We start from the raw sequence: 26649 nt of genomic DNA, 5'->3' as shown, positions 1-26649 counted from the left end.
GGTGGGGTGTGGGTTCCCGGGCCGGCCGGGGCTGTGGCCGGGGCGTCAGGGCCGCAGCCGCAGGCCCCGCGGGGTGGCGTGGAAGCCGGCCTCCTCCAGGGCGGCGCCGAGTGCGGAGCCGAGGGCGGGCACGCCGTTGGCCCGCTCGACGGTGACGCTGCCGAGCGCCCCCGCGCGGACCGCCGAGGCCAGTGCGGCCGTCGCCGCGGCGAGGACGGCCTCGTCCTCCGGCCAGGCCAGCAGGGACTTGCCGCCCCGCTCGATGTAGAGGCTCAGCGCGCCGTCGACCAGGACCACCAGGGCGCCGGCCTTGCGCCCGGGCCGGTGCGCCCGGGCCTCCCTGGCTTCCTTGCCCTCCTTGGGCCCGCCGCCTTCCCCGGCCTCCTTGGCCTCCTTGGCCGTCGGCGGATCGGGCCAGGGCAGTGCCGCGCCGTAGGCGTTCGCCGGGTCGGCGGCGGCCAGCACCAGCACCTGCGGCGGCTCGGCCGCCGGCCCGGCAGGCCACTCGGCGGCCCGGGCCCGCTCCAGCCGCCCGCTCACCGACCTCAGCCGGTCGGCGGCGCCGTCCATGGCGAACTGCGCGCCACCCAGACCCTCCACGAAGTACCCCCGGCGGGCCCGGCCGCGCTCCTCCATCGCGGCGAGCACCCGGTACACCCCGGCGAAGCCGCCCGGGACCCGCTCGGCCGCCACCGCGCCCCGGGTGAGCAGGCCGTGCCGGTCCAGCAGGCTCTGGGCCTGCGTGGTGGCCCGGACCGTCGGGTCGGCGTCGAAGGCGGGCAGCAGCGACCAGCGCCCGGCCACCGTCGGCGGCCCGCTGCGCAGGGCGCCGCCGGCCCGGCCGAAGGCGCGGCCCGCCCCGCCGTAGCGCCCGCGCGGGGTGGCCCGGGGGGCCCGGTGGGCGGTGGCTCCGGCCGTCCGGCCGGAGCCGAGCAGGGCCCGCAGCGGGGCGAGGGTGTCGTTGCTGGCGTACCCGGCCCAGACCAAGTCCCAGAGGGCCTCGACGAGCTCGGCCTCGGGGGTGTCGGGGAGCTGCGCGACGAGCTGGCGGAAGAAGAGCCCGTAGCCGCCGGCCAGTGCCTCCATCAACGCGGTGTGCACCGGCGTGACGGCGGGCGGGACGGGCTCGGGGCGCAGCAGGTGGGCGTTCTCGGCGAGGTGCAGGCTGATCCAGCCGTCCTTGCCGGGCAGCGCGCCGGCGCCGGACCAGCCGATCTCGCCGGCCGCCATCAGCTCGTCCAGCAGGCCGGGGGAGTAGTCCGCGAGCCGGGCCGGGAGGACCAGCTTCTCCAGGGCGGAGGCGGGCAGGGCGGTGCCCTGGAGCTGCTCGACCACGCGGAGCAGGCCGTCGGGGCCGCGCAGCCGGTGGCCGGCCAGGTGCTGCCACTGCGGGAGGAAGGCGGCCAGGGCGCGCGGCGGGACGGCCTCGACCTCCTGGCGCAGGGCGGCCAGCGAGCGGCGGCGCAGCCGGCGCAGCACCTCGGCGTCGCACCACTCGACGGTGGCGAGGTGGCCGTCGGGGGAGGCGGTGCCGGGCTCCTGCGACGCGGGGTGGCGGGCGTCGGGCGGGCGGAACTCGCCCTGGACCAGGCGGCCGGCGGCGGTGAGCCGCTGGAGGGTGCCGGCGACCACCGCGCTGCCGAGGCCGAAGCGGGCGGCGGCCTCGACGGCGGTGAACGGGCCGTGGGTGCGGGCGTACCGGGCGAGGAGATCGCCCAGAGGGTCCTTGACCGGCTCGGTGAAGGCCTCGGGGACGCCGACCGGCAGGGGGGTGCCCAGGGCGTCGCGCAGCCGCCCGGCGTCCTCGACGGCGGCCCAGCGCTGCTCGCCGGCGATCCGGACCGCGATCACCCGGCGGGCGGCTTCGAGCTCCAGGGCCCAGAGCGGTTCGGCGCCGCGGGCGGTCAGCTCGGCCTCGGTGAGCGGGCCGAGCAGCCGCAGGGCGTCGGCGACCCCCTCGGCGTCCTTGATCCGGCGCTCCGGGGTGAGGCGCTGGAGCTCCGCCTCCAGCTCGGCGAGGACCTGCGGGTCGAGCAGTTCGCGCAGCTCGGCCTGGCCGAGGAGCTCGGAGAGCAGCCGGGAGTCGAGCGAGAGGGCGGCGGCCCGGCGCTCGGCGAGCGGGGAGTCGCCCTCGTAGAGGAACTGGGCGACGTAGCCGAAGAGCAGTGAGCGGGCGAACGGGGAGGGCTCGGGTGTGGTGACCTCGACCAGGCGGACGGCGCGGGATTCGAGGTCCCGCATCAGCTCGACCAGCCCGGGGACGTCGAAGACGTCCTGGAGGCACTCCCGGACGGCTTCCAGGACGATCGGGAAGGAGCCGTACTCGGCGGCGACCTCCAGGAGCTGCGCGGAGCGCTGGCGCTGCTGCCAGAGCGGGGTGCGCCGGCCGGGGCTGCGCCGGGGGAGCAGCAGGGCGCGGCCGGCGCACTCCCGGAAGCGGGAGGCGAACAGGGCCGAGCCGCCGACCTGGTCGGTGACGAGCTGCTCGATCTCGCCGGAGTCGAACAGGGCGGCGTCCGCGCCGACCGGGGCGTCGTCCGGCACCGCCTGCTCCACCGGGAAGTCGAGCAGGTCGGCGTCGGGGAGGCGGAGCACGATGCCGTCGTCGGCGTGCATGACCTGTGGGTCCAGGCCGTGCTTCTCCCGCAGCCGGGCGCCGATCGCGAGGGCCCAGGGGGCGTGCACCTGGGCACCGAAGGGGGAGTGGATGACGATCCGCCAGTCGCCGAGCTCGTCGCGGAAGCGCTCGACCACGATGGTGCGGTCGTCCGGGAGGTGGCCGCAGGCGGCACGCTGCTCGGCGAGGTAGCCGAGCAGGTTCCCGGCGGCCCAGTCGTCCAGACCGGCCTGCCGGAGCCGCGCGGTGGCGGCCGCGGGCTCCAGGGCGCCGAGCTCGCGGGTGAACGCGCCGAGCGCGCGGCCGAGTTCGAGCGGGCGGCCGAGGGTGTCGCCCTTCCAGAACGGGAGTCGGCCGGGCACCCCCGGGGCGGGGGTGACCAGCACCTTGTCGTGGGTGATCTCCTCGATCCGCCACGAGGTGGTGCCGAGGGTGAAGACGTCGCCGACGCGGGACTCGTAGACCATCTCCTCGTCGAGCTCTCCCACCCGTCGCCCGCCGCCACCCTTCCGGCCGGCCTTGGAGTCGGCCGCCTCGGAGCCCGCGATGAAGACGCCGAACAGGCCGCGGTCGGGGATCGTGCCGCCGGAGGTGACGGCGAGCCGCTGGGCGCCGGGGCGGCCGGTGACGGTGCCGGCCACGCGGTCCCAGACCAGACGGGGGCGGAGCTCGGCGAAGGCGTCCGAGGGGTAGCGGCCGGCCAGCATGTCGAGCACGGCGTCGAAGGCGGACTGCGGCAGGGTGGCGAACGGCGCGGCCCGGCGGACCAGGGCGAGCAGGTCGTCCACCGGCCAGGTGTCCAGCGCCGTCATGGCGACGAGCTGCTGGGCGAGCACGTCCAGCGGGTTGCGCGGGATGCGCAGCGCCTCGATCCGGCCGGCCCGCATCCGCTCGGTGACGACGGCGGACTGGACCAAGTCCCCCCGGTACTTGGGGAAGAAGACGCCGGTGGAGACGGCGCCGACCTGGTGGCCGGCCCGGCCGACCCGCTGGAGGCCGGAGGCGACCGAGGGCGGTGACTCGACCTGGACGACCAGCTCGACGGCGCCCATGTCGATGCCGAGCTCCAGGCTGGAGGTGGCGACCACGGCGGGCAGCCGGCCGGCCTTCAGCTCCTCCTCGACCAGCGCGCGCTGCTCCTTGGAGACCGAGCCGTGGTGGGCCCGGGCGATGACCGGCGGAGCGCCCTTGGCGACACCGGACTCGGCCATCAGCTGGGCGGGCGAGTGCGCCTCGGGCAGCGGCTCGCCGGCGGCTCGCTCGTAGGCGATCTCGTTGAGCCGGTTGCAGAGCCGCTCGGCGAGCCGGCGGGAGTTGGCGAAGACGATGGTCGAGCGGTGGGCCTGGACGAGGTCGACGATCCGCTCCTCGACGTGCGGCCAGATCGAGGCGCCGCCGGCCTGGCGCTCGCTGTCGCCGCCGCCGGAGGGGGCGGGCGGCAGATCGTCCAGGTCGGGCACGGGGACGACCACCGAGAGGTCGAACTCCTTGTCCGTGGCGGGCTGGACGACGGCGGCGCCGCGCTGCGGGCTGAGGTAGCGGGCCACCTCCTCGACCGGCCGGACGGTGGCGGAGAGGCCGATCCGGCGGGCCGGGCGCTCCAGCAGCTCGTCCAGCCGCTCCAGGGAGAGCGCGAGGTGGGCGCCGCGCTTGGTGCCGGCCACGGCGTGCACCTCGTCGAGGATCACCGTGTCGATGCCGCGCAGCGCCTCCCGGGCGGCGGAGGTGAGCAGCAGGAAGAGCGACTCGGGGGTGGTGATCAGGATGTCCGGCGGGTGGGTGGTGAAGCGGCGCCGGTCGGCGGCGGGGGTGTCGCCGGAGCGGATGCCGACCTGGACCTCGGGCTCGGGCAGGCCGAGCCGGACGGCGGCCTGGCGCAGGCCGGCCAGCGGGGCGCGCAGGTTCCGCTCGACGTCGACGGCGAGGGCCTTGAGCGGCGAGATGTAGAGGACCCGGCAGCGGCGCTTCGGCTCGGCGGGGGGCGGCGTGCTGCTGAGGTGGTCCAGCGCGGAGAGGAAGGCGGCGAGCGTCTTGCCGGAGCCGGTGGGGGCGACCACCAGGACGTCCGTCCCCCGGGCGATGGCGTGCCAGGCCTCGGCCTGGGCGGTGGTGGGCGCGCGGAAGGCGCCCGTGAACCAGGCCCGGGTGGCCGGGGCGAATCCGGCCAGCGGGTCGGCGGGCGGCTGGGGCTGGGTCTGCGGCGCCATGCCCCCATGGTGCCGGGTGGCACTGACAAGGGACGGACGGGCGGCGCCGGCCCCGGTCGGCCGGTCCGTCGCCACGCCGGGCGGGCGGCGGAACGGGAGGGGGGAACGTCGGGCGGGTCACTGGAAAGGCAGAAAGGATAATCCGCTCATATGGTGATAATCCAGACACCTGATCCTCCCGTGGCCACCGGACCTCCGGTGATCGCCGGACCTCCCGCGGCCACCGGGACCGACGATCGGAGACCGTGCGATGGCGCAGGCGCACCCGGCCGGCAGCGGTCCCGCGCTGGTCTCCGCCCGTCGGACCAGGGGCCCCGTCCGGGCCCTGCTCGCGATGCTGCTCACCGCACTGGTGGTCGGCGGCGCCGTCCCCTACGTGGCCGGGCCGGGGCGGGAGTACCTCAGCTACCTGGTGCTGGCCGAGCAGCAGGACGCGGCCGGCGCCGCCCGGGCCGGGGCCGAGGCGCGCGCCGCCGGCGGGCAGGTCGTCCAGGAGTACCCGCAGATCGGAGCCGTCCTCGCGTACGCCGCCGGCGGCTTCGCCGAGAGGGTCCGGGCCCGGCCCGGGGTCGCCGCCGTGGGCGCCACCCGGACCGCGCCGGTACCGAGCCCGCCCCGCCCGCTGGACGGCGCCGGGAACTTCGGCGCGGGGGCCGGCGGCGACCGGGCGGGTGCCGACGGCGCGGACGACGCCACCGCCACCGTGGCCGACCCCGGCGAGCGCGACGCCTGGAACCTCGCGATGCTCGGCGCGGGCGGCGGACCGTCCGGCGACACCGCGCCCACCCTGCTGCGCGGTCCCGGCGCCGGCCCGGGCACGCCCTCCGCCGACTCGCTGCGCCGGGTGCTGGTCGCGGTGCTCGACTCGGGCGTCGACGACACCCATCCGGACCTGCGCGCCGCCGTGGACCCGAAGAGCTCCGCCTCCTGCGCGGACGGACGCCCGGACGCCCGGACCGGTGCCTGGCGGCCCGACCCCGGGGTCGGCGAGAGCGGCCACGGTACGCACGTCGCCGGGATCGTCGGCGCCGCCCGGGACGGCCGCGGCGTCAGCGGGGTAGCCCCCGGGACCCGGATCGCCGCCGTCCGGCTGCTCGGCCCGCTGGGGCAGTACTACGCGGAGAACATCGTCTGCGGCATGCTCTGGGCCGCCGACCACGGCGCCAAGGCGATCAACAACAGCTACTTCGCCGACCCCTGGAAGTACAACTGCCCGGAGGACGGCGACCAGGCGGCACTGACCGCCGCCGTGACCCGGGCCGTCGACTACGCCCGGCGCAAGGGCGCGGTGGTGGTGGCCTCGGCCGGCAACGACGGGCAGGACCTCGGGGCCGCCCGCACCGACGACCGCAGCCCCAACGACCGCACCTCCGGTCCGGCCCGGACGCGCAACGTGGGCACCGAGTGCGTCCGGCTGCCCGGCGAGCTGCCCGGGGTGGTCACGGTGACCGCCGTCAACCGGGACGGCCACCCCTCCGCCTACTCCAACTACGGGCGCGGAAAGGTCTCGCTGGCCGCCCCCGGCGGGGACCCGGACGGCGGCCCGCAGGGCGCCGTCGTCTCCGACTGGCCCGGCGGCCAGTACGCCGCGCTGGCCGGCACCTCGATGGCCGCCGCCCACGTGACGGGCGCGGTCGCGGTGGCCGCCGCGCTCCACCCGGACTGGGACTCGGACCGGCTCGCCGCCCTGCTGGCCACCACCGCGGCCGCCGCCTGCCCGCCCGGCCCGTACGCCTGCGGCGACCGCCAGTACTACGGCGCGGGGACGCTGGCGCTGCCGCACTGAGCGGGCGGCGCCGGGGCGCCGGAAAACCCGGTGACGGAGGGCGCCCGGTGGGCGAGGATCGAGGGATGACCGTCCACCTCACCACCGAGCGGCTGGTGCTGCGCCGCTTCACCGCCGCCGACACGGACCGCCTGGTGGAGCTGGACGGCGATCCCGAGGTGATGCGCCACCTCACCGGCGGCCGGCCCACCGCGCGCGAGGTGGTCGAGAGGGACCTGCTGCCGCTCTACTTCGACCACTACCGGCGGTACGGCGACCTCGGCTGGTGGGCCGCCGAGGAACGGGCCGGCGGGGCCTTCCTGGGCTGGTTCGAGTTCCGCCCGACGGACCGGCGGGACCGCGGCGAGGTCGAGCTCGGCTACCGGCTGCGCCGGCCGGCCTGGGGCCACGGCTACGCCACCGAGGGCGCGCGGGCGCTGATCCACCGGGGCTTCACCGAGCTCGGCGTGCGCCGGGTGGTGGCGTACACGATGGCGGTCAACAGCGGCTCGCGGCGGGTGATGGAGAAGGCCGGCCTCCGCTACGTCCGGACCTTCCACGAGGACCACCCCGAGCCGATCCCCGGCAGCGAGCTGGGCGAGGTCGAGTACGCGCTGTCGGCGTCCGACTGGAAACCCTAGGGCCCTCCCGGCCCGGTCCGGGATACTGGTGGGCATGAGGCTGACCGACTTCTGGCGACGGATGTACGCGCACTTCGGAGAGGTGTACGCGGAGTCCTTCGCCACCGATCACGTGATGAGCGAACTGGGCGGGCGGACGGTGCGGCAGGCACTGGACGCGGGCTGGGAGGCCAAGGACGTCTGGCGGGTGGTCTGCGAGAGTCAGGGCGTGTCGGCACTGCTCCGCTGAACCGGCGCCCCGTGCTCGGAGGGGTGTCGGGCATGGGACAGACTGTCCGAGTGACAAGCAGCGCAGAACCGCAGAATTCGGACAGGTCGGCGCAGGCCGCCGACGAGGCCGCGGGCTCGCAGCCCGAACACCGGAACGACTCCGACCCGGCGCCCGCCCGCGAGGCCGCCCCGGCGCCGGCCGAGGGGCTCTGGGGGGCCGGCATGCCGCGCTGGCTGCCCCGGGCCATGGTGCTGGCGCTGGTCATGGTCGGCCTGTTCCAGCTCGCCGACTGGGCCTTCCACCAGCTGATCGATCTCTTCGTGATGCTGCTGGTCTCCTTCTTCCTCTCGCTCGCGCTGGAGCCGGCCGTCGACCGGATGGCGGCCCGCGGGGTGCGCCGGGGCGTCGGCACCTTCCTGGTCTTCGTCGCGGTGGCGGTCGCGGTGGCCGGCTTCCTGACGGCGCTCGGCACCCTGCTGGTCGACCAGGTGGCGAAGATCGCGGGGGACCTGCCGCACCTGCTCGACAACCTGATCAACTGGATCAACCGGACCTTCCATCAGGACCTCTCGCTGGACGAGCTGCAGAAGAAGCTGCTCAAGGACTCCGGGGCGATCGAGAACTACGCCCAGCAGGCGGCCGACAACGTGTGGGGCGTCTCCTCGACCCTGATCGGCGGGCTCTTCCAGGCCTTCACGGTCGGCCTCTTCACCTTCTACTTCACCGCGGACGGCCCCCGGGTGCGCCGCACCGTCTGCTCGCTGCTGCCGCCCGCCAAGCAGGGCGAGGTGCTGCGGGCCTGGGAGATCGCGCTGGCCAAGACCGGCGGCTACCTCTACTCGCGGGCGCTGCTCGCCGTCGCCTCCGCGCTCGCGCACTGGGTGATGTTCGCGCTGCTGGACCTGCCGTACGCGGCGGCGCTGGCGGTCTGGGTCGGCGTCATGTCGCAGTTCGTGCCCACCATCGGGACGTACCTGGCCGGCGCGCTGCCGGTCCTGGTCGCGCTCACCGTGGAGCCGGTGGACGCGCTCTGGGTGCTGGCGTTCGTGGTCGTCTACCAGCAGATCGAGAACTACCTGCTGCACCCGCGGATCACCGCGAAGACGGTGGACGTGCACCCGGCGGTGGCCTTCGGCTCGGTGATCGCGGGCGCGGCGCTGCTCGGTGCGGTGGGCGCGCTGATCGCGATCCCGGCGGCCGCCACCCTGCAGGGCTTCGTCGGCACCTATGTGCGCCGGTACGAGGTGGCCACCGACCCGCGGATCGACCGGGGCGCCCAGCGGCGGGCCCGGCGGGAGCTGCGCCGGAAGGCGGCGCGCCGGCTGCGGCGGATGGTCGGCGGTACGGGCCCGGACGAGAGCGGCACCACCGGTCGGGGCGGGGAGCAGGGCCCGGGCGGGAGCGGCACCTCCGGTCGGGGTGGGGAGCAGGGCCGGGGCGGGGACGACGGGGGCGGCAAGGAGTAGCGCGGGGGCGGCGGCCGGGCCGGTGGGGCCGGCCGCCGCCGGCGTGCGAACGGTGTCGGCCGGGCCGTGCGAACGGCCGGAGCTTGAATCGAACAGATGTTCTTTGTACTCTCCGGCCAAGAGTTCTCCACAGGCCGAGCCCGGTCGGGGCCGATTGTCAGTGGGACGCGCTAGCGTCGAGGACGATGAAGCGCACAGCACAGAACCCGAGGGTGGAAGCCATGGCAGGTACGGACCGCGAGAAGGCCCTTGAGAACGCACTCGCCCAGATCGAGCGGCAGTTCGGCAAGGGCTCGGTGATGCGCCTGGGCGAGAAGGCCAATGAGCCGATCGAGGTGATCCCCACCGGGTCCACGGCCCTGGACGTCGCCCTCGGCGTCGGCGGAATCCCGCGCGGCCGGGTGGTCGAGATCTACGGCCCCGAGTCCTCGGGCAAGACCACGCTGACCCTGCACCTGGCGGCCAACGCCCAGCGGGCCGGCGGCACGGTCGCGTTCGTCGACGCGGAGCACGCGCTCGACCCGGAGTACGCGAAGAAGCTCGGCGTGGACACCGACGCCCTGCTGGTCAGCCAGCCGGACACGGGTGAGCAGGCGCTGGAGATCACCGACATGCTGATCCGCTCCGGCGCGGTCGACCTGGTGATCATCGACTCCGTCGCGGCGCTCGTCCCGCGTGCGGAGATCGAGGGTGAGATGGGTGACTCGCACGTCGGTCTGCAGGCCCGTCTGATGAGCCAGGCGCTGCGCAAGATCGCCGGTGCGCTGAACCAGTCGAACACCACCGCGGTGTTCATCAACCAGCTGCGCGAGAAGATCGGCGTGATGTTCGGCTCGCCGGAGACCACGACCGGTGGCCGCGCGCTGAAGTTCTACGCCTCCGTCCGGCTCGACATCCGCCGGATCGAGACCCTGAAGGACGGCACCGAGGCGGTCGGCAACCGCACCCGGGTGAAGGTCGTCAAGAACAAGGTGGCCGCGCCGTTCAAGCAGGCCGAGTTCGACATCCTCTACGGCGTGGGCATCAGCCGTGAGGGCGGCCTGATCGACATGGGCGTCGAGCACGGGTTCATCCGCAAGTCGGGTGCCTGGTACACCTACGAGGGCGACCAGCTCGGCCAGGGCAAGGAGAACGCCCGCAACTTCCTGCGGGACAACCCGCAGCTCGCCGACGAGATCGAGCGGAAGATCAAGACCAAGCTCGGCATCGGCCCGAAGACGGAGGAGCCGGCCGAGGGCGAGGCGCCCGCGGCCGCCGCCACCGCCGAGGGCGGGGTCAAGCCGATCACCGCGACCGCCGCCAAGACGGCCGCGGCGAAGAAGACGGCGGCGGCGGCCAAGGCCTGAGCCATTGATGCAGCACAGCAGCGCGGTGGGCGGCGGCCCGGCGGGCCCGGAGGACGAGGACCACGGCCCGCCGGACTGGTTCGCCGCAGTCGCGGAGGAGCCTGAGCCCGAGCCGAAGCCCGAGCCGGAGCCCGGCCCGGAGCAGGATTCCGGCCGGGGCGCGGTGCCGCGCCGGGCCGGCGCTCGGGGCGGCTCCGACCGCGCGAGCGGTCCGGAGGGGCTGGGCGGCGGGCTCGGGCTGGTGTCCGCGTCCGAGCTGCCCACAGGTCGGCGCCGACGCCGTTCGGCGCTGGTGGAGGAGGCGACTCCTGGTCTCCGGGCCGGGGGCGGGGCGGCCGGTCACGGGGGTGCGGCCGCCCCCGCCTCCTTCGCCGATCCGGCGGGCGCCGCCGCGGCCACCGCACCGCCGGACGTGGCCGATGCGATCGACGCGGCCGAGGACGGCGGGCGCGTCGGGCGGGGCGCGAGCACCCGTCGCACCCGGGCCCGCGCGCGGGAGCGCGCCGAGGGCGAAGGGCGCACGGAGGCCCGGGCGGCCCGGGGGGCGCAGGCGGAGGAGTCGGCCGACCCGGAGGCCCGGGCGCGGGACATCTGCCTGCGGCTGCTCACCGGCGCCGCCAAGACCCGCAAGCAGCTGGCCGACGCCCTGCGCAGGCGGGAGATCCCCGACGAGGTCGCCGACGGGGTGCTGACCCGGCTGGAGGAGGTCGGGCTGATCGACGACGCGGCCTTCGCGCAGGCCTGGGTGGAGTCCCGGCACGCCGTTCGCGGCCTCTCCCGGCGGGCACTGGCCCAGGAGTTGCGGACCAAGGGAGTGGCCGGCGAGCTGGTCGAGCAGGCCGTCGCGCAGCTGGACTACGACGACGAGACCGAGGCGGCCCGCGCCCTGGTCGAACGCAAGCTGCGGGCGACCGCGGGGCTGGAGCGGCAGGCCCGGACGCGCCGGCTGGTCGGCGTGCTGGCCCGGCGCGGCTACTCCGAGGGCCTGGCCTTCCGGGTGGTCCGGGAGGCCCTGGACGCGGAGGCGGCCGGTGCCGGCCCGGGTGAAGAGGACGTGGACGGAGGATCCGCTTCCGGGTGGGAATGACGGCCCTCGTGTGTGGGAGTTGGCCAACTCCCAGGCCAGTCTTGACCGTTTCGTAACCTGCGCTTAGCCTCGCACTCAGTGCGGGAGCGCGTCGATCACTCCCCGGCCACGCCTCGGGCAGGCATGCCCGGGCCCGGTCGCGGTTGGTCCCGGGCGGCGTGCCGCGCAGGACGGGGAGTGGGCAGGATGAGGATCGCGCTGAGCGCCGGACCGGTCGTCCCCCTGCTGTCGGCGGCGGTGCTGATCGCCGTCGTGGCGACGGCCTGGCTGGTGGTCGGGCGCCTGCGGACCGCGCAGCGGCGGGCCACGGCCGAGACCGAGCGGGCCCGGCGCCGGGCCGAGGAGCAGTCCGCCCGGTTGCGGGCCGAACTCGACCGGCGTGAGGAGCGGTTGACCGAGGAACTGCGCAGACTCCGGGTCCGGGAGGGTGAACTCGACGACCGGTCGACCGCGTTGGAGCGGTCCCGGGTCGAGGCCGAGGAGCTGATGCGGCGCCGGGCGGCGGAGCTGGAGCGGGCCGCCGGGCTCTCGGCCGCCGAGGCCCGTGCCCAACTCGTCCGGGAGGCGGAGGCCGAGGCACGGCGGGAGTCGGCCGTCGCCGTCCGGGAGATCGAGCGGGCGGCCAAGGAGGAGGGCGAGCAGCGGGCCCGGGAGATCGTCGCCGGGGCGATCCAGCGGCTGGCGAGCGAGCAGACGGCCGAGACGGCGGTGTCGCTCTTCCGGCTGCCGAACGAGGAGATGAAGGGGCGGATCATCGGCCGGGAGGGCCGCAACATCCGCACCTTCGAGGCGGTCACCGGGGTCAATCTGATCATCGATGACACCCCGGCCTCGGTGCAGCTGTCCTGCTTCGACCCCGTCCGCCGGGAGACCGCCCGGCTCACCCTGGAGCAACTGGTCGAGGACGGCCGGATCCACCCGATGCGGATCGAGGACGTCCACGAGCGCAGCCGCGAGGAGGTCGAGCGGCGCTGCGTCCGGGCGGGTGAGGACGCGCTGCTGTCGGCCAGGGTCGCCGCGATGCATCCGGAGCTGGTGCGCACCCTGGGCACCCTGCGCTACCGGGCCTCGTACGGGCAGAACGTGCTCGGGCACCTGGTGGAGTCGGCGCACCTGGCCGGGATGATGGCGGCCGAGCTCGGACTGGACCCGGAACCGGTGCGCCGTTCGGCCCTGCTGCACGACATCGGCAAGGCGATGACGCACGAGGTCGAGGGCAGCCACGCGGCGATCGGGGCGGACTTCGCCCGCCGTCACGGCGAGTCGGCGGAGGTGGTGCACGCGATCGCGGCGCACCACGGCGAGGTGGAGCCGAGGACGGTCGAGGCGGTGCTGACCCAGGCCGCCGATGCCTGTTCGGGCGGCCGTCCGGGGGCGCGCAAGGAGTCGTTGGAGCTCTACGTCCGCCGGCTGGAGCGGCTGGAGGAGATCGCCCGGTCCCACGACGGGGTGGCCAAGGTGTACGCGATGCAGGCCGGCCGCGAGGTGCGGGTGATGGTGCGGCCGGAGGTGGTGGACGACCTCGGGGCGCAGGTGATCGCCCGTGAGGTCGCCAAGCAGGTGGCGGAGGAGCTGACCTATCCGGGCCAGATCCGGGTCACGGTGGTGCGGGAGAGCCGGGTCACCGAGGTGGCCCGCTAGGCGAGTCCGCCGGGTGCGGCGTCGCGCCGGAGACCGGTCTGGGCGCGCTTCCCGCCCCTGAACCGGAGGCGGAACCGGCGCCGGAAGCGGGACCGGGGCCGGGTTCCGGGTCGGACTCGGCGGCGCCGGCCAGCGGCGGCGGCCCGCCCCGGGCCCGGTCGGCCAGCGCCTGGAGGTCCTCGGCCGCGGCGCCCTGGGTGACCCCGACCAGGTGGCCGTCCGGCCGGATCAGCAGCACGGTGTGCGGCCCGGCTCCCGGGTACTCCTCGGTGACCAGCACCTCGGCCGGCACCGGCAGGGCCCCGGCGACCTCGGCCAGCCGGGGCATCAGCCCGGCGCCTAGCCAGTGCTCGGCGGACCAGACGGCGGTACCGGGGGCGACCAGCAGCAGCAGGAAGGTGGCGCCGAGCCGGGCGTGCAGCTGGTCCGGCGTGCCGTCGGTGGTGAGCACCGGCAGGTCCGGCACGAGCACGCCGGGCGAGGTGGCCGGCAGCAGCTCGCTGAGCGAGGTCGCGCCGCGCTGGCCGCGCTGCACCGGGACCCGCCCGGGGACGCCGCTGGGTGCCGCCGGATAGGCGGGGGCACCGCCGAAGCGGCCGGTGCCGAGCTGGCCGTCGGCGAGCAGCGGCGCGTGCTTGCGGAACGAGCCGGAGAGCAGCGAGCGCCGGGTGGCCTGCCACCCGCGCAGCGGGCGCAGCAGCGGCATGGCCTGGTCGACGGCGCGCAGCCGGGCGCCGACCGCGCCGCGCCGCTCGGCCTCGTACCCGTCGAGCAGCGAGCCGCCGGGCTGGGGGCCCCCGGTGTGGAGGTGCCAGGCGAGGGCGAGCCGCCAGGCGAGGTTGTCGGCGTCGCGCAGGCCGTCGGCGAGGTTCTGCATGCCGAGGGCGCCGTGCAGGTGGGCGGCGTCGCCGGCGAGGAAGCAGCGGCCGCTGCGGAAGCGGGCGGCGAGGCGCTGCTGGGCGGTGTGGTCCGCGGCGGCCAGCAGCTCGTACCGGGGGAGCTCGCCGCACCAGCCGGTCAGGGTCGCGGTGACCCGGGTGAGCAGGGTGTCGCCGGTGACGATGCCGGGCCAGGTGGCGTGCGGGTCGACCGGTTCGGTGGGGGCGGGCCGGCCCGGGGGCAGCCGCCAGTCGAGGCGCCAGACGCCGTCCGGCAGCGGGCGGGCGGAGGCCTCGCGGTCGCCGCGCCACGGGGGCTCGCGGTGCAGCCGGGCCTCGGTGAAGGGCAGGTCGACCCGGACGGTGGCGATGGCGTTGCGGTCGACGGCCGGCCGGCCGGGGAAGCGGATCTTCAGCAGCTTCCGGACGGCGGAGCGGGCGCCGTCGCAGCCGACCAGGTGGCTGCCGCGCCACCAGGTCTCGGTGCCGTCCTGCGGATTGCGGGTGCGGACGCTGACGCCGTCGCGGTCCTGGGCGAGCTCGGTGACGCGGCTCAGCGGTACGAGTCGCACCAGCGGGGTGCCGGTCAGGGCGTCGCGCAGGCCGCGCTGGAGGCGGTGCTGGGGCAGGTGGAGGACGGGTGCGCCGGCCAGGTCGATCCGCAGCACCTCCTGGCGGCGGCGCCAGATGGTGAAGGCGTCCCACTGGGCGGCGTCCGAGACGGCCCGGGGGTAGCCGATCCGGGTCAGGAAGGCGGCGGTGTCGGCGCCGAGCACCACGCTGCGGGGGCCCTCGGGGCAGAGTCCGGAGCCCTCGTCCAGGACGACGGTCGGCACCTCGTGCCGGGCGAGGGCGAGGGCCAGGGCCAGACCGACCGGCCCGGCCCCGACCACGATCACCGGGTCCATGCCGGACCCTCCGGGCAGCGGCCGGCCGGCCGGGTGGAGCCGCAGACCTCCGGGGCCGGGCAGGCCGACGAGGGGGCGTCATATGCCGCGAGGATGGTCCCGGATGGTGTCACGAAGAGCAATGCAACAGTTCGCCTGCGTGTCCGTCAAGCAGCAGCTGATGTGCGCCGGTTCGCGCCGCGGCGGCCGCGTGCCTCGATCCACCGGGCGAGCGCGGTGAGCAGCAGGCACATCAGGATGTAGATGGGCCCGATCACCAGGACCACGGGGATGTAGGGGAACCCCGCGGCGTTGATCGGCTGACTGGCGATCGCCTTACCGACGAACAGCAGCTCATGGTAGGTGATGATGAAGCCGAGCGAGGTGTCCTTGAGGGTGACGACCAGCTGGCCGATCATCGAGGGCAGCATCGAGCGGACCGCCTGCGGCACCAGGATGGTCGTCATCACCTGGGTCTTGCGCAGGCCGAGCGCGAACGCGGCCTCGCCCTGACCGCGCGGCACCGCGTTGACGCCGCTGCGGATGATCTCCGCCTGCACGGACCCGTTGTACAGGGTGAGCCCGAGCACCAGCGCCCACATCGGGTTCTTGGCGAAGAAGGCGTAGTAGAGCGCGACGATCAGGATGAGCAGCGGCATCGCCCGGAAGAACTGGACGAAGGAGACGGCCGCCCAGCGCACCGGCTTGTGGTCGGAGAGCTGCCCGGCCGCCAGCAGCGCGCCCAGGGCCAGCGAGAAGACCGCGGCCAGCCCGAAGGCCTCCAGGGTGGCCAGCAGGCCGTCGACGATCCGCTGCTGGATGTTGGTGTACTGGAAGGCGTCCCAGAGGTCGGCGTCGAACTGGCCGTTGGAGGCCAGGCTGGCGACGGCGTACCAGAGCAGGCCGGCGATCGCGAGCAGCGACAGCACCCCGAACAGCCGGTAGCGTGCGCGGGCGCGCGGGCCGGGGGCGTCGTAGAGGACGCTGGCCGTGGAGGAGCGGGTGAAGAGGGAACTCATGCGCCCACTCCGCTTCGCTCGGCGGAGGCCTTCGCCAACGCGCGCCTTTCCATGATTCGTTCGCTTCGCTCTCTCATCGGGCCACCGCCAGTCGGTCTTCCAGGAAGCGGAACAGCAGGGCGACGACGGCGCTGATCACCAGGTAGGCGCAGGCCACCCAGAAGAAGATCGCGAAGATCGAGTAGCCGTCCTCGGAGAAGCCCTGCTGGACGCTGTACAGCTCGCCGACGCTGAACGCGCCGGCGATCGCCGAGTTCCTCGGCAGGGCGATGAAGACGCTGCTCATCGGTGCCAGCACCGTCCGGGCCGCCTGCGGCAGGACGACCGTGGTGAGGGTCTGGGCGAAGGTCATGCCCAGGCTGCGGGCGGCCTCGGCCTGGCCGAGCGGCACGGTGTTGATGCCCGAGCGCAGCACCTCGCAGACGAACGACGCGGTGTAGCTGCCGAGCGCCAGCACCGCGAAGGTGAGGTGGCTGAAGTGCACGCCGAGCGGCGGGAGCCCGAACGTCACGGCGAAGAACAGCACGGTCAGCGGGGTGTTGCGGAAGATCGTGACCCAGGCGGTGCCGAAGCCGCGCAGCGCGGGTATGGGGGAGACCCGGAAGGCCGCCAGCAGGGTGCCCAGCAGCAGGGCGAGCAGTGCGCTGAGCGCGCTCAGCTCGATCGTCTGCAGGAAGCCGTCGCGGAACAGCGCGAAGTTGCCGTCCTCGAACAGGAAACCCATCCGGCGGCCCTCCTCTCAGAGTTGGTCAGCAGCGGTCGGTCGGGGGATCAGTACCGCTCCAGGGCCGGCGGCTGCGGGGCCGGGGCGCCGGAGAGGCCGAGGGTGGCGTCGTACGCCTTCTTCCAGTCGCCGTTGTCCTGGTGGGCCTTGAGGGCGTCGCTGATGGCGCCGCGCAGCGCGGCGTCGTCCTTGTTCAGGCCGACGCCGTAGTTCTCCTTGGTGAACGGCTTGCCGACCACCTTGAGCTTGCCGGCGTACTTGGAGGCGTAGCCCTTGAGGATGGCGTCGTCGGTGGTGACGGCGTCGACCTCGCCCGACATCAGCTTCTCGACGCAGGCCGAGTAGGTGTCGAACTGGGTGATCTTCGGCGAGTACTGCTGGATGTTCTTGATCGAGGTGGAGCCGGTGGCGGTGCAGATGTTCTTGCCGTTGACCGACTCCGGGCCGGTGATCGAGGTGTTGTCCGCCTTCACCAGGAAGTCCTGGCCGGCGATGAAGTACGGGCCCGCGAAGGAGACCGTCTTCTTGCGCTCGTCGTTGATGCTGTAGGTGCCGACGTAGAAGTCGATCTGGCCCTTGGAGATCGCGGGCTCGCGCTGCGAGGAGACCAGGGTCTGCCACTTGATCTGCTGCGGGGTGAAGCCGAGGTCCGCGGCGATCATCTTGGCGATCTCGATGTCGAAGCCGCTGCGGTCGCCGCTGGCGAGGTCCTCGAAGCCGAGGAACGGCTGGTCGGACTTGGCGCCGATGATCAGCTGGCCGCGCTTCTTGGCCTCGGTGAAGATCGCGGAGTCCACCTTCACGTCGGACTTGACGGTGTAGGTGGGCAGCTTGGGGGCGCTGCTGCCGCTGGCGGCGGTGGCGTCGCCGGGCGTGCCGTCCTTGCCGCAGGCGGCGGTGGCGGTGAGCGCGATGGCACAGAGCGCGACGGCGAAGGTGCGACGAGTCCTCATGAGGGTGGTTCTCCTCGGGGCTGGGCCACGGTTCAACCGGGCTCTGGCGGCAGGAAGGTGGCGGGCGGACGGGATCGGCGGCGGCGCGGTCGCCGTCGCCGACCGGAGGTCCGGCCCGGGGAAGGTCAGTGGTGCAGGATCTTCGAGAGGAAGTCCTTCGCGCGGTCGCTGCGCGGCGCGGTGAAGAAGGCCTCGGGGGTGTTCTGCTCGACGATTCGGCCGTCCGCCATGAAGAGCACGCGGTTGGCGGCGGAGCGGGCGAAGCCCATCTCGTGGGTGACGACGACCATCGTCATGCCGTCGGCGGCCAGTTGGCGCATGACCTCCAGCACCTCGTTGATCATCTCCGGGTCGAGCGCCGAGGTGGGCTCGTCGAAGAGCATCACCTTCGGGTTCATCGCCAGCGCCCGGGCGATCGCGACGCGCTGCTGCTGGCCGCCGGAGAGCTGGGCCGGGAACTTCGCCGCCTGCGCGCCGACGCCCACCCGCTCCAGCAGTTCCCGGGCGGTGCGCACGGCCTGCTCGCGGGCGATCCCGCGCACCTTGACCTGGCCGAGCACCACGTTCTCCAGCACGGTCTTGTGCGCGAAGAGGTTGAAGCTCTGGAACACCATGCCGACCTCGGCCCGGAGCCTGGCCAGCTCCCGGCCCTCGGCGGGCAGCGGGCGGCCGTCGATGGTGATCGTGCCGGAGTCGATGGTCTCCAGCCGGTTGATCGTCCGGCAGAGCGTGGACTTGCCCGAGCCGGAGGGGCCGATCAGCACCACCACCTCGCCCTGGGCGATCTCCAGGTCGATGTCCTGGAGGACGTGCAGTGCGCCGAAGTGCTTGTTCACTCCGCTCAGCGCCACCAGCGGAGCGGTCGCGGCGCTGGAGTCCTTGATCAGGCTCTCGGTCATCGCGCCTGCTCCTCGTGTCAGCCCGGGAGTCGAACTCCCTTGGGCGGCAGTGATGGTAGGAACCGGGGGCCTCGGCCGGCGGAGCCTCGGCCCCCGGTGGGGTGACCATAGGAGCCATGACGATGTCACGTCAGCCGATCTGAGCGGAACTTGAGGATCACGATCCGGCCACACGCCGCCCAAGCGTCGTTCACACCGGGAAATCGGGGGCACGGTGACAGCGGGCAGCCGGCCCGCCGCGCGCCGTCCCCGGGGGTCCCGGGGCGTGGCCGAGCCTGGCGTCCGGCGCTCGGCTGGCCCATACTGCGCAGAACCGGGACCTGCCCGGTGGGGCCCGTGAACATCACGCGACACCCCGGGGAACGTCGGGGGGAGGAGGAACGATGCGACTGCTGCTCGTCGAGGACGACGAACGTGTGGCCGCCGCGCTGGTCGCGGTGCTGGGCCGGCACGGCTTCCAGGTCCGGCACGCCCGCAGCGGGCACGAGGCGCTCGACGCGCTGGTGCCGGACGGCAACGACCCGTACCGGGTGGTCCTGCTCGACCTCGGCCTGCCCGACCGCGACGGTTTCGAGGTCTGCAGCCGGATCCGGGCCGGCAGCGGCGTGCCCGTGATCATGGTGACCGCGCGCGCCGACATCCGCTCCCGGATCCACGGCCTCAACCTCGGCGCCGACGACTACGTCACCAAGCCCTACGACATGGGTGAGCTGCTCGCCCGGATCCACGCCGTGGCCCGGCGCGGCGCGGCGCCCGCCGCCGTCGCGGCACCCGCGCCGGACGTCGTACCGCAGCAGCGCGGGCCGCTGGAGTCCCGCGGCATCCTGATCGACCGCGAGCGCCGCCGGGTCAGCGTGGACGGCCGCGACGTGCCGCTCACCCGCAAGGAGTTCGACCTGCTGGCGCTGCTCGCGCAGAGCCCCGGCGTGGTCTACCGCCGCGAGCAGATCTTCAGCGAGGTCTGGCGCAGCGGCTGGGAGGGCAACGGCCGCACCCTGGAGGTGCACATCGGCTCGCTGCGCACCAAGCTCGCCCTGCCCGGCCTGGTCGAGGCCGTCCGGGGCGTCGGCTACCGGCTGATCCCCGAGTGCCCGGCCGTCGCGTCGCCCGCCGCCCCAGCCGCCGCGGAAGCCCCTCAGGCCAGCGCGGAGCACTGACCGCACGTGCGCACCCGCCTGCTCGGCATTCTGCTTGCCCTGATGCTCTGCGTCCTGGCCGCGCTCGGGCTGCCGCTCGCCGCGGCGGTCGCGGCCGCCGAGCAGAGCCGGGTGGTGGTCGACCGGCTCGACGACGCGGCCCGGTTCGCCCAGGACCTGCCCACCTCCGGCGTCTCCGGGCTGGAGTCCGCCCTCAAGGGCGATCCGCAGCCCGCCCCCGGCGACCTCAGCCGCCGGCACGCGCTGGGCGCCGAGGTGGCGCGCTACCACGACCTCTACGGCGTGCGGCTCGGCATCTTCCAGCGCGACGGCCTGCCGATCGCCACCGCCCCCGAGAACTGGCGGGTACCCGTCGGCGGCTGGGGCGAGCAGGCCTTCCAGGAGGCGCTGGACGGGCGGCGCAGCCACAACCCGCCGCAGGTCTGGCCGTGGACCCCCGACCGGACCCTCACCGTCGCGACCCCGGTGGTCCGGGACGGCGACGTGGTCGCGGTGGTGCTGAGCGAGTCCCCGACCGGCGCGATGCGCACCCGGGTCCTGCACCGCTGGCTGGTGATCGGGGCCGGCGAGGCCGCCGCGATGATCGTCGCGGTGCTGCTGGCCGCCCGGCTCACCGAGTGGGTGCTGCGCCCCGTCCGGACCCTGGACCGGGCCACCCACGACATCGCCACCGGCCGGATGAACGCCCGGGTGGCGCCCGGCGGCGGGCCGCCCGAGCTGCAGCGCCTGGCCCGCTCGTTCAACGACATGGCCGACCACGTGGTGCTCGCCCTGGACCAGCAGAAGGCCTTCGTCGCGGACGCCTCGCACCAGCTGCGCAACCCGCTGGCGGCGCTGCTGCTGCGGGTCGAGTTGCTCGGCCTGGAGCTGCCCGAGGGCCACGACGAGGAGCTCGGCGGCGTCCGGGAGGAGGGCGTGCGGCTGGCCCGGGTGCTGGACGACCTGCTCGGCCTGGCGACCGCCGAGCACGCCCGCCCCGAGCCCGAGCCGACCGACCTGGTGGCGCTCACCCTGGCCCGGGCGGACGCCTGGCGGCCGGTGGCCCAGCAGCGCGGGATCGAGCTCGGCTGGGAGGGCCCGGCGCTCGCGCTCGGGATGGCCGACGCGATCGGCTTCGGCAGCGCGCTGGACGCGGTGGTCGACAACGCGCTCAAGTTCGGTCCGGCCGGCAGCCGGGTGCGGCTGCTGGTCGCGGTGCGGCGCGAGGAGGTCGCGGTGACCGTCTCGGACGCCGGGCCCGGCCTCACCGAGGAGGAGCTGGCCCGGGCCGGTGACCGCTTCTGGCGCAGTCCGCGCCACCAGAACGTGGACGGCTCGGGCCTCGGGCTCTCGATCGCCCGGACGCTGCTGCTGGCCGCCGGGGGCTCGCTCACCTTCGCCCCGGTGCGGCCGACCGGCCTCGCGGTGACGCTGGCGGTGCCGCGGGCGGGGAAGAAGCCCTGAGACCGGGGCCGCACGGTCCTACCGCGTCAGGGCCTCACGGCAGCGCGGCCTCACAGCACCGCGGCACCACGGCTTCACGACCTCACGGCTTCACCGAGCGGTAGTAGCGCATCGCGCCCTCGTGCAGCGGGAGCGGGTCGGTGTAGACCGCGGTGCGCAGGTCGACCAGCTGGGCGGCGTGCACCTGGGAGCCGATCTGGTCGCGGCTGTCTATCACCGCCCGGGTCATGCCCTGGACGAGGTCGGTGTCCACGTCCTCCCGGGTGATCAGCAGGTTGGGCACGGCCACGGTGGCGACGGCGTCCTTGGGCTCGGCGTTGGGGTAGGTGCCCTTCGGCATGGTGGCCGCCCGGTAGGCGTCGGTGCCGCCGCCCTCGACCTTGTGCACGGCCTCGGCGAGGTCGCCGAGCGGCACGATCCTGATCGCGACGTGGTCCGACAGGTCGGTCAGCGCGTTGGTCGGCAGCCCGCCGGACCAGAAGAAGGCGTCCAGCTTGCCGGCCCGCAGCTGGTCGGCCGCGTCGCCGACGCCCAGCATGACCGGCGTGATGTCGTGGTCCGGGTCGAGGCCGGCCGAGGAGAGCAGCCGCCTGGTCACCAGGTTGACCCCGGACAGCGACTGCCCGACGCCGACCCGCTTGCCCTTGAGGTCGGCGGCCCGGCGCACCGGCGAGGAGGCCGGGACGATCAGCTGGAGGTAGTCGTCGTAGAGCCGGGCGATCGCCCGCAGCCGGTCCTTGCCGGGGCCCGAGTACTCGGCGACGGAGTCGGCGGTCGCGATCGCGAAGTCGTCCTGCCCGCCGGTGACCCGGGCCAGGTTGTCGATCGAGCCCTGCGAGTTGTCCAGCCGCAGGCGCACCCCCGGCATCGCCTTGGCGACGTGGGTCTCCAGCAGCTGCCCGTACCGGTCGTACACACCGCGCTGCACCCCGGTGGCGAAACCCGTCTCGCCGCGCGGGTAGCCGGGTGTGCGGCCCGCCGAGAGCCACCAGCCGCCGAAACCGGCCAGCACCAGCACCAGGGCCAGCAGCGTCCGCCACAGCGGGCTGCGGGCGGCCGCGCGGAGGGCGCTGCCGGGTCGGGTGGTGGGGGAGGGGGCCATGCAGGGATAGTGCCAGGCTCGCGCGGCGAACGGGAGGGGCGGACGGTCGGCCGGGCGGGAAAAGCCTTTCGCGGGTGCCCGTACCCTGGTCGGGTGAGCGGTGAGAGCGGATTGAAGAGCTACAAGGTCGTCACGTACGGCTGCCAGATGAACGTCCACGACTCCGAGCGCCTGTCGGGGCTGCTGGAGGACGCGGGGTACGTGAAGGCGGGGCAGGACGGCGACCCGGACCTGGTCGTGTTCAACACCTGCGCGGTGCGCGAGAACGCCGACAACAAGCTGTACGGCAACCTCGGGCAGCTGGCGCCGGTGAAGACCCGCCACCGGGGCATGCAGATCGCCGTCGGCGGCTGCCTGGCCCAGAAGGACCGCGACACCATCGTCCGCAAGGCCCCCTGGGTCGACGTGGTGTTCGGCACCCACAACATCGGGCACCTGCCCGCGCTGCTGGAGCGGGCCGCGGTCGAGCGCAAGGCCCAGGTGGAGATCCTGGAGTCGCTGGAGACCTTCCCGTCCACCCTGCCCACCCGCCGCGAGTCCGCGTACGCCGCGTGGGTGGCCATCTCGGTCGGCTGCAACAACACCTGCACCTTCTGCATCGTGCCCGCGCTGCGCGGCAAGGAGGAGGACCGCCGCCCCGGCGACGTCCTCGCCGAGATCGAGGCGCTGGTCGACGAGGGCGTCATCGAGGTCACCCTGCTGGGCCAGAACGTCAACGCCTACGGCTCCGACCTGGGCGACCGCGAGGCCTTCTCCAAGCTGCTGCGCGCCGCCGGGCAGGTCGAGGGCCTGGAGCGGATCCGCTTCACCTCGCCGCACCCGCGCGACTTCACCGACGACGTGATCGCCGCGATGGCCGAGACCCCGAACGTGATGCACCAGCTGCACATGCCGCTGCAGTCCGGCTCGGACACCGTGCTCAAGGCGATGCGCCGCTCGTACCGGCAGGAGCGCTTCCTCGGCATCATCCGCAAGGTGCGCGAGGCGATGCCGGACGCGGCCATCTCCACCGACATCATCGTGGGCTTCCCCGGCGAGACCGAGGAGGACTTCGAGCAGACCATGCACACGGTGCGCGAGGCCCGCTTCACCAACGCCTTCACCTTCCAGTACTCCAAGCGCCCCGGCACCCCGGCCGCCGAGATGGCGGACCAGGTGCCGAAGGCCGTCGTGCAGGCCCGCTACGACCGGCTGATCGCGCTCCAGGAGGAGATCTCCTGGGACGAGAACAAGAAGCAGGTCGGCCGCACCCTGGAGATCCTGGTCGCGGAGGGCGAGGGCAAGAAGGACGACCGGACCGACCGGCTCTCCGGCCGCGCCCCCGACAACCGGCTGGTGCACTTCACCCGGCCCGCCGAGCCGGTGCGTCCGGGTGACATGGTGACCGTCGAGATCACCTACGCCGCCCCGCACCACCTGCTGGCCGAGGGCCCGACCCTCGCGGTGCGCCGCACCCGGGCCGGCGACGCCTGGGAGAAGCGCCAGGCGGCCCCGGCGGCCAAGCCGGCCGGCGTGATGCTCGGCCTGCCCACCATCGGTGCTCCGGCGCCGCTGGCCGCCCCCGCGGCGGGCGGCTGCTGCGGCGACTGACCGTTGACCGTGCGGCGGCCCGGCGGGATCTCGGATCCCGCCGGGCCGCTTTCGTCCGCCGCCGCACCCCTGTCCTTCTTGGTTAGAGTGATCCACATGCTGGTTGCCGCCGCCGTCTGCCCCTGCCCGCCGCTGCTCGTCCCGGAGGTCGCCGCCGGCGCCGCCGGCGAGCTGGAGCCGCTGCGCGCGGCCTGCGACGCGGCGCTCGCCGCACTGCTCGGGGCCGGGCCGGAGCTGGTCGTGGTGGTCGGCACCGGGCCCGAGCCCGAGGTGTGGACCGAGGGCGGGGCGGGCTCGTTCCACCGGTACGGGGTGCCGCTGGTGGCCAAGCTGCCGTCCGGCCGGGTCGAGGGGCCGGAGCTCTCCCCGTCGCTGACCGTCGGCGCCTGGCTGCTGGAACGGGCCGGGGCGACCCTGCCGACGCACGCCTGCGCGGTGCCCGCCGACGCGCCCGCCGACCGGATGCTCGGGCTGGGCCAGGGCCTGGCCGGGCTGGCCGACCGGGTCGGGCTGCTGGTGATGGGCGACGGCAGCGCCTGCCGCTCGCTGAAGGCGCCGGGCTATCTGGACGAGCGGGCCGAGGGCTTCGACGCGGTGATCGCGGACGCGCTGGGCTCGGCGGACGCGGCGGCGCTGGCCGCCGTGGACGCGGGGCTGGCCGCCGAGCTGCTGGCCGAGGGCCGGGCGCCCTGGCAGGTGCTGGCCGGCGCCGCCGAGGGCGCCGGCCTCACCGCGCGGCTGGGCTACCGGGACGCGCCGTACGGGGTCGGGTACTTCGTCGCGTCCTGGAGCTGACGCCCGGGGCCGGGATCACACCGCGCCCGCGAGCGGGGTCGGCAGCGATCGGGGTCGGGCGGCTGTGATCAGACGCCCGGGCCGGGGCCCGGGCCGGGCGTACCGCCGGTGCCGGGGTCACCGGGCTTGTGGGCGAAGTCGTCCACCGCTCCCTTGGCCTTGCTGGCGCCGTGCTCGATCTTGTCGCTGTACTTGCCCTTGGTCGCCTTGTCGATCGCGCCGCCGGCCTTGTCCACCACCTGCTCGATCTGCTCGCTGTGCTTGCCGGCCAGTTCGCTCGCCTTCCCCTTGAGCTCCCCGGCCTTGCCCTTGAGGTTGTCCATCAGACCCATGGTGGTGTCACCGTTCCTCTCCGTTTCCTGCTCAACGTCCGTCGTGGCCGAACCGTTCGCGGCCCGGCGCAAACAGCCGGAATCGCTCATATCGTCGCCCCGTGGGACCGGCCGGGCGGGGAGGTCGCCGGCGCGGCGGCGGTTTTGCGAGACTGGTCCGGTGAGCAGCTCCCGTACCGTCCAGCCCCACGCCGTCCCGCCCCGAGTCGTCTCGGTGGTGGGGGCGACCGCCGCCGGCAAGTCCGACCTGGCCGTCGCCATCGCCCGCAGCCTGGGCGGCGAAGTGATCAACACCGACTCGATGCAGCTCTACCGGGGCATGGACATCGGCACCGCCAAGCTCACCCTGCCGGAGCGCGAGGGCGTCCCGCACCACCTGCTGGACGTCTGGGACGTCACCGAGGCCGCCAGCGTCGCCGAGTACCAGCGGCTCGCCCGGGCCGAGATCGACCGGCTGCTCGCGGCCGGCCGCACCCCGGTCCTGGTCGGGGGCTCCGGGCTGTACGTCCGGGCGGCGATCGACGAGATGGAGTTCCCCGGCACCGACCCGGAGGTCCGGGCCCGGCTGGAGGCCGAGCTGGAGGAGTCCGGCCCGTACGCGCTGCACCGGCGGCTGGCGGAGCTGGACCCGGCCGCCGCCGAGGCGATCCTGACCAGCAACGGCCGGCGGATCGTCCGGGCGCTGGAGGTCATCGAGATCACCGGGCAGCCGTTCACCGCCAACCTGCCGAGCAACACCGCCGTCTACGACGCCGTCCAGATCGGCGTCGCGGTGCCCCGGCCCGAGCTGGACGAGCGGATCACCCTGCGGGTCGACCGGATGTGGCGGGCCGGACTCCTGGACGAGGTGCGGGAGCTGGAGAAGCTCGGCCTGCGCGAGGGCCGGACGGCCTCCCGGGCGCTCGGCTACCAGCAGGTGCTGGACCACTTCGCCGGCGAGTGCACCGAGGACGGGGCCCGCGCCGAGACCGTCCGGGCGACCAAGCGGTTCGCCCGCCGCCAGGAGTCCTGGTTCCGTCGCGACGACCGGATCCACTGGCTCTCCCGGCCGGCCGGCGCCGACCCCGCCGACCTGCTCTCCCGCTCGCTGGAGCTGATCGGCCGTCAGGAATCGGACGGGGTGTAGACGGTATCCGGCCAATCCGGCGGTGCACCTGCGCGCGCAGGTGGGCGTGCAGGACGAACCGGCGGTTACAGCCGGATCACGTGATGGCCACGGATCACCCGACGGCCCCGGTCAGGCCCGGAACGCCTCCCTGAACATGCCATCATCGAAGCCATAAGGGTCGGCCCGGGCGGGCCGACCGTGCCCGGCCGCGAGTCGCACTCGTGTCGAACTGTCAGGGGAGGCCGCGTGTCGACGGGTACCGGCCCCGAAACCGGCCAGAGCGCCAGACCGATGAGTGGCGGGGCCACCGCCCAGGCCGACGGCCCCGACGCCGCGGCCCTGCCGGACCTGCCCGTGCTGCCCGGCCTCGACGGCCCCACCTCCTACGCGCTCGCGCTGCCGGCCCTGGACACCAGCGCCCCGTCCGGCGCGGTGCACGAGCGGGAGATCCGGCCGCGCCGCCGGCTGCGCTGGTGGCAGACCCTGCCGATCGCGCTGCTGGCCACCGCCGGCTCGCTGATGTTCGCCTTCCCGCTCGCCTTCGGCTCGGCCGGGGCCGGCTCCGCGATGGTCGGCATGCTCGGCCTGCTGCTCACCGCCGCCTCGGTCGGCTGGGGCGCGATGGCCGCCCGGCACGCCGGCTACAAGTGGCCGGGCCTGCCGCGCCGCGGCTCCGGCCGACGGGCCGGCTGGAAGGCGATCGTGATCTACACCCTGGTCGCGCTGGCCGCCTGCGCACTCGCGCTGTGGCGGGTCGTCCACCTGCGCTGACCGCCCGGCG

21 protein-coding genes are annotated in these 26649 nt (G+C 74.6%); 13 read left to right on the top strand and 8 right to left on the bottom strand.

Annotation, left to right across the window (positions count from 1 at the left end):
• Positions 1 to 45 precede the first annotated feature (45 nt).
• Positions 46 to 4824 carry an ATP-dependent helicase gene (locus ACWDRR_RS21375; RefSeq protein WP_449773749.1) on the bottom strand — a complete coding sequence of 1593 codons (4779 nt, stop codon included), beginning with the start codon at positions 4822 to 4824 and terminating at the stop codon, positions 46 to 48.
• Positions 4825 to 5074: 250 nt separating this feature from the next.
• On the opposite strand from ACWDRR_RS21375, the gene ACWDRR_RS21370 reads away from it, so the two are divergent.
• From ACWDRR_RS21370 to rny, 7 genes are all read left to right on the top strand, one after another.
• On the top strand, positions 5075 to 6610 hold the full coding sequence (locus tag ACWDRR_RS21370; protein WP_449773748.1) for a S8 family serine peptidase: 1536 nt from the start codon (positions 5075 to 5077) through the stop codon (positions 6608 to 6610).
• Positions 6611 to 6675: 65 nt separating this feature from the next.
• The gene (locus ACWDRR_RS21365) at positions 6676 to 7230 is read left to right on the top strand and encodes a GNAT family N-acetyltransferase (protein WP_449773747.1); all 555 of its coding nucleotides are present in this window, start codon (positions 6676 to 6678) and stop codon (positions 7228 to 7230) included.
• Positions 7231 to 7264: 34 nt separating this feature from the next.
• Entirely contained in the window at positions 7265 to 7459 is a 195-nt protein-coding gene (locus tag ACWDRR_RS21360; RefSeq protein WP_449773746.1) for a DUF3046 domain-containing protein, read from the top strand.
• Between the two features lie 50 nt (positions 7460 to 7509).
• Positions 7510 to 8907 (top strand): AI-2E family transporter, encoded by a 1398-nt coding sequence (locus tag ACWDRR_RS21355; protein WP_449773745.1) that lies wholly within the window; start codon positions 7510 to 7512, stop codon positions 8905 to 8907.
• A gap of 221 nt (positions 8908 to 9128) precedes the next feature.
• Positions 9129 to 10253 (top strand): recombinase RecA, encoded by a 1125-nt coding sequence (gene recA / locus ACWDRR_RS21350; RefSeq protein WP_449773744.1) that lies wholly within the window; start codon positions 9129 to 9131, stop codon positions 10251 to 10253.
• A 7-nt stretch (positions 10254 to 10260) separates the two neighbouring features.
• On the top strand, positions 10261 to 11340 hold the full coding sequence (locus tag ACWDRR_RS21345; RefSeq protein ID WP_449773743.1) for a regulatory protein RecX: 1080 nt from the start codon (positions 10261 to 10263) through the stop codon (positions 11338 to 11340).
• Positions 11341 to 11526: 186 nt separating this feature from the next.
• On the top strand, positions 11527 to 12981 hold the full coding sequence (gene rny / locus ACWDRR_RS21340; protein WP_449773742.1) for a ribonuclease Y: 1455 nt from the start codon (positions 11527 to 11529) through the stop codon (positions 12979 to 12981).
• Here the strand turns inward: rny and ACWDRR_RS21335 are convergent.
• From ACWDRR_RS21335 to ACWDRR_RS21315, 5 genes are all read right to left on the bottom strand, one after another.
• On the bottom strand, positions 12962 to 14767 hold the full coding sequence (locus ACWDRR_RS21335; protein ID WP_449773741.1) for an FAD-dependent monooxygenase: 1806 nt from the start codon (positions 14765 to 14767) through the stop codon (positions 12962 to 12964). The two genes, rny and ACWDRR_RS21335, sit on opposite strands and share 20 nt — an antisense overlap.
• A 146-nt stretch (positions 14768 to 14913) precedes the next feature.
• On the bottom strand, positions 14914 to 15765 hold the full coding sequence (locus ACWDRR_RS21330; protein ID WP_449773740.1) for an amino acid ABC transporter permease: 852 nt from the start codon (positions 15763 to 15765) through the stop codon (positions 14914 to 14916).
• A gap of 73 nt (positions 15766 to 15838) precedes the next feature.
• Positions 15839 to 16489 (bottom strand): amino acid ABC transporter permease, encoded by a 651-nt coding sequence (locus ACWDRR_RS21325; protein WP_449773739.1) that lies wholly within the window; start codon positions 16487 to 16489, stop codon positions 15839 to 15841.
• A gap of 47 nt (positions 16490 to 16536) precedes the next feature.
• Positions 16537 to 17442, bottom strand: coding sequence for a glutamate ABC transporter substrate-binding protein (locus ACWDRR_RS21320; RefSeq protein ID WP_449773738.1), 906 nt, complete (start codon positions 17440 to 17442; stop codon positions 16537 to 16539).
• A 125-nt stretch (positions 17443 to 17567) separates the two neighbouring features.
• Complete coding sequence (locus ACWDRR_RS21315; RefSeq protein WP_449773737.1) at positions 17568 to 18341, bottom strand: amino acid ABC transporter ATP-binding protein; 774 nt, start codon at positions 18339 to 18341, stop codon at positions 17568 to 17570.
• 383 nt (positions 18342 to 18724) lie between these two features.
• Between ACWDRR_RS21315 and ACWDRR_RS21310 the strand changes: the two genes are divergently transcribed.
• On the top strand, positions 18725 to 19498 hold the full coding sequence (locus ACWDRR_RS21310) for a response regulator transcription factor (protein ID WP_449773736.1): 774 nt from the start codon (positions 18725 to 18727) through the stop codon (positions 19496 to 19498).
• Between the two features lie 6 nt (positions 19499 to 19504).
• On the top strand, positions 19505 to 20941 hold the full coding sequence (locus ACWDRR_RS21305) for a sensor histidine kinase (RefSeq protein WP_449773735.1): 1437 nt from the start codon (positions 19505 to 19507) through the stop codon (positions 20939 to 20941).
• An 82-nt stretch (positions 20942 to 21023) separates the two neighbouring features.
• Here the strand turns inward: ACWDRR_RS21305 and ACWDRR_RS21300 are convergent, their stop codons facing one another.
• Positions 21024 to 22043 carry a TAXI family TRAP transporter solute-binding subunit gene (locus ACWDRR_RS21300; RefSeq protein ID WP_449773734.1) on the bottom strand — a complete coding sequence of 340 codons (1020 nt, stop codon included), beginning with the start codon at positions 22041 to 22043 and terminating at the stop codon, positions 21024 to 21026.
• Between the two features lie 93 nt (positions 22044 to 22136).
• On the opposite strand from ACWDRR_RS21300, the gene miaB reads away from it, so the two are divergent.
• Together miaB and ACWDRR_RS21290 are read left to right on the top strand one after the other, a co-directional pair.
• Positions 22137 to 23633, top strand: coding sequence for a tRNA (N6-isopentenyl adenosine(37)-C2)-methylthiotransferase MiaB (gene miaB, locus ACWDRR_RS21295; RefSeq protein ID WP_449773733.1), 1497 nt, complete (start codon positions 22137 to 22139; stop codon positions 23631 to 23633).
• A gap of 96 nt (positions 23634 to 23729) precedes the next feature.
• The gene (locus tag ACWDRR_RS21290) at positions 23730 to 24428 is read left to right on the top strand and encodes a hypothetical protein (protein ID WP_449773732.1); all 699 of its coding nucleotides are present in this window, start codon (positions 23730 to 23732) and stop codon (positions 24426 to 24428) included.
• Positions 24429 to 24496: 68 nt separating this feature from the next.
• On the opposite strand, the gene ACWDRR_RS21285 is transcribed toward ACWDRR_RS21290, so the two are convergent.
• A complete protein-coding gene (locus ACWDRR_RS21285; RefSeq protein WP_449773731.1) occupies positions 24497 to 24751 on the bottom strand; it encodes an antitoxin in 255 nt (84 codons plus the stop codon).
• Between the two features lie 169 nt (positions 24752 to 24920).
• Between ACWDRR_RS21285 and miaA the strand changes: the two genes are divergently transcribed.
• Positions 24921 to 25886 carry a tRNA (adenosine(37)-N6)-dimethylallyltransferase MiaA gene (gene miaA / locus ACWDRR_RS21280; RefSeq protein ID WP_449773730.1) on the top strand — a complete coding sequence of 322 codons (966 nt, stop codon included), beginning with the start codon at positions 24921 to 24923 and terminating at the stop codon, positions 25884 to 25886.
• A gap of 273 nt (positions 25887 to 26159) precedes the next feature.
• Positions 26160 to 26639, top strand: a complete 480-nt coding sequence (locus ACWDRR_RS21275) for a hypothetical protein (RefSeq protein WP_449773729.1) — start codon at positions 26160 to 26162, stop codon at positions 26637 to 26639.
• Positions 26640 to 26649: the final 10 nt, after the last annotated feature.

It is taken from the genome of Kitasatospora sp. NPDC003701, assembly GCF_053587085.1.
The sequence above is the reverse complement of the archived record's forward strand: the minus strand, read 5'-3'. Positions and strand labels throughout refer to the sequence as shown.

What these genes read in the sequence shown, in the direction of transcription:
- ACWDRR_RS21375 (WP_449773749.1), bottom strand. Translation starts at nt 4,824, where the DNA reads ATGGCGCCGCAGACCCAGCCCCAGCCGCCCGCCGACCCGCTGGCCGGA.
- ACWDRR_RS21370 (WP_449773748.1), top strand. Translation starts at nt 5,075, where the DNA reads ATGGCGCAGGCGCACCCGGCCGGCAGCGGTCCCGCGCTGGTCTCCGCC.
- ACWDRR_RS21365 (WP_449773747.1), top strand. Translation starts at nt 6,676, where the DNA reads ATGACCGTCCACCTCACCACCGAGCGGCTGGTGCTGCGCCGCTTCACC.
- ACWDRR_RS21360 (WP_449773746.1), top strand. Translation starts at nt 7,265, where the DNA reads ATGAGGCTGACCGACTTCTGGCGACGGATGTACGCGCACTTCGGAGAG.
- recA (WP_449773744.1), top strand. Translation starts at nt 9,129, where the DNA reads ATGGCAGGTACGGACCGCGAGAAGGCCCTTGAGAACGCACTCGCCCAG.
- ACWDRR_RS21345 (WP_449773743.1), top strand. Translation starts at nt 10,261, where the DNA reads ATGCAGCACAGCAGCGCGGTGGGCGGCGGCCCGGCGGGCCCGGAGGAC.
- rny (WP_449773742.1), top strand. Translation starts at nt 11,527, where the DNA reads ATGAGGATCGCGCTGAGCGCCGGACCGGTCGTCCCCCTGCTGTCGGCG.
- ACWDRR_RS21335 (WP_449773741.1), bottom strand. Translation starts at nt 14,767, where the DNA reads ATGGACCCGGTGATCGTGGTCGGGGCCGGGCCGGTCGGTCTGGCCCTG.
- ACWDRR_RS21330 (WP_449773740.1), bottom strand. Translation starts at nt 15,765, where the DNA reads ATGAGTTCCCTCTTCACCCGCTCCTCCACGGCCAGCGTCCTCTACGAC.
- ACWDRR_RS21325 (WP_449773739.1), bottom strand. Translation starts at nt 16,489, where the DNA reads ATGGGTTTCCTGTTCGAGGACGGCAACTTCGCGCTGTTCCGCGACGGC.
- ACWDRR_RS21320 (WP_449773738.1), bottom strand. Translation starts at nt 17,442, where the DNA reads ATGAGGACTCGTCGCACCTTCGCCGTCGCGCTCTGTGCCATCGCGCTC.
- ACWDRR_RS21315 (WP_449773737.1), bottom strand. Translation starts at nt 18,341, where the DNA reads ATGACCGAGAGCCTGATCAAGGACTCCAGCGCCGCGACCGCTCCGCTG.
- ACWDRR_RS21310 (WP_449773736.1), top strand. Translation starts at nt 18,725, where the DNA reads ATGCGACTGCTGCTCGTCGAGGACGACGAACGTGTGGCCGCCGCGCTG.
- ACWDRR_RS21300 (WP_449773734.1), bottom strand. Translation starts at nt 22,043, where the DNA reads ATGGCCCCCTCCCCCACCACCCGACCCGGCAGCGCCCTCCGCGCGGCC.
- ACWDRR_RS21290 (WP_449773732.1), top strand. Translation starts at nt 23,730, where the DNA reads ATGCTGGTTGCCGCCGCCGTCTGCCCCTGCCCGCCGCTGCTCGTCCCG.
- ACWDRR_RS21285 (WP_449773731.1), bottom strand. Translation starts at nt 24,751, where the DNA reads ATGGACAACCTCAAGGGCAAGGCCGGGGAGCTCAAGGGGAAGGCGAGC.
- ACWDRR_RS21275 (WP_449773729.1), top strand. Translation starts at nt 26,160, where the DNA reads ATGAGTGGCGGGGCCACCGCCCAGGCCGACGGCCCCGACGCCGCGGCC.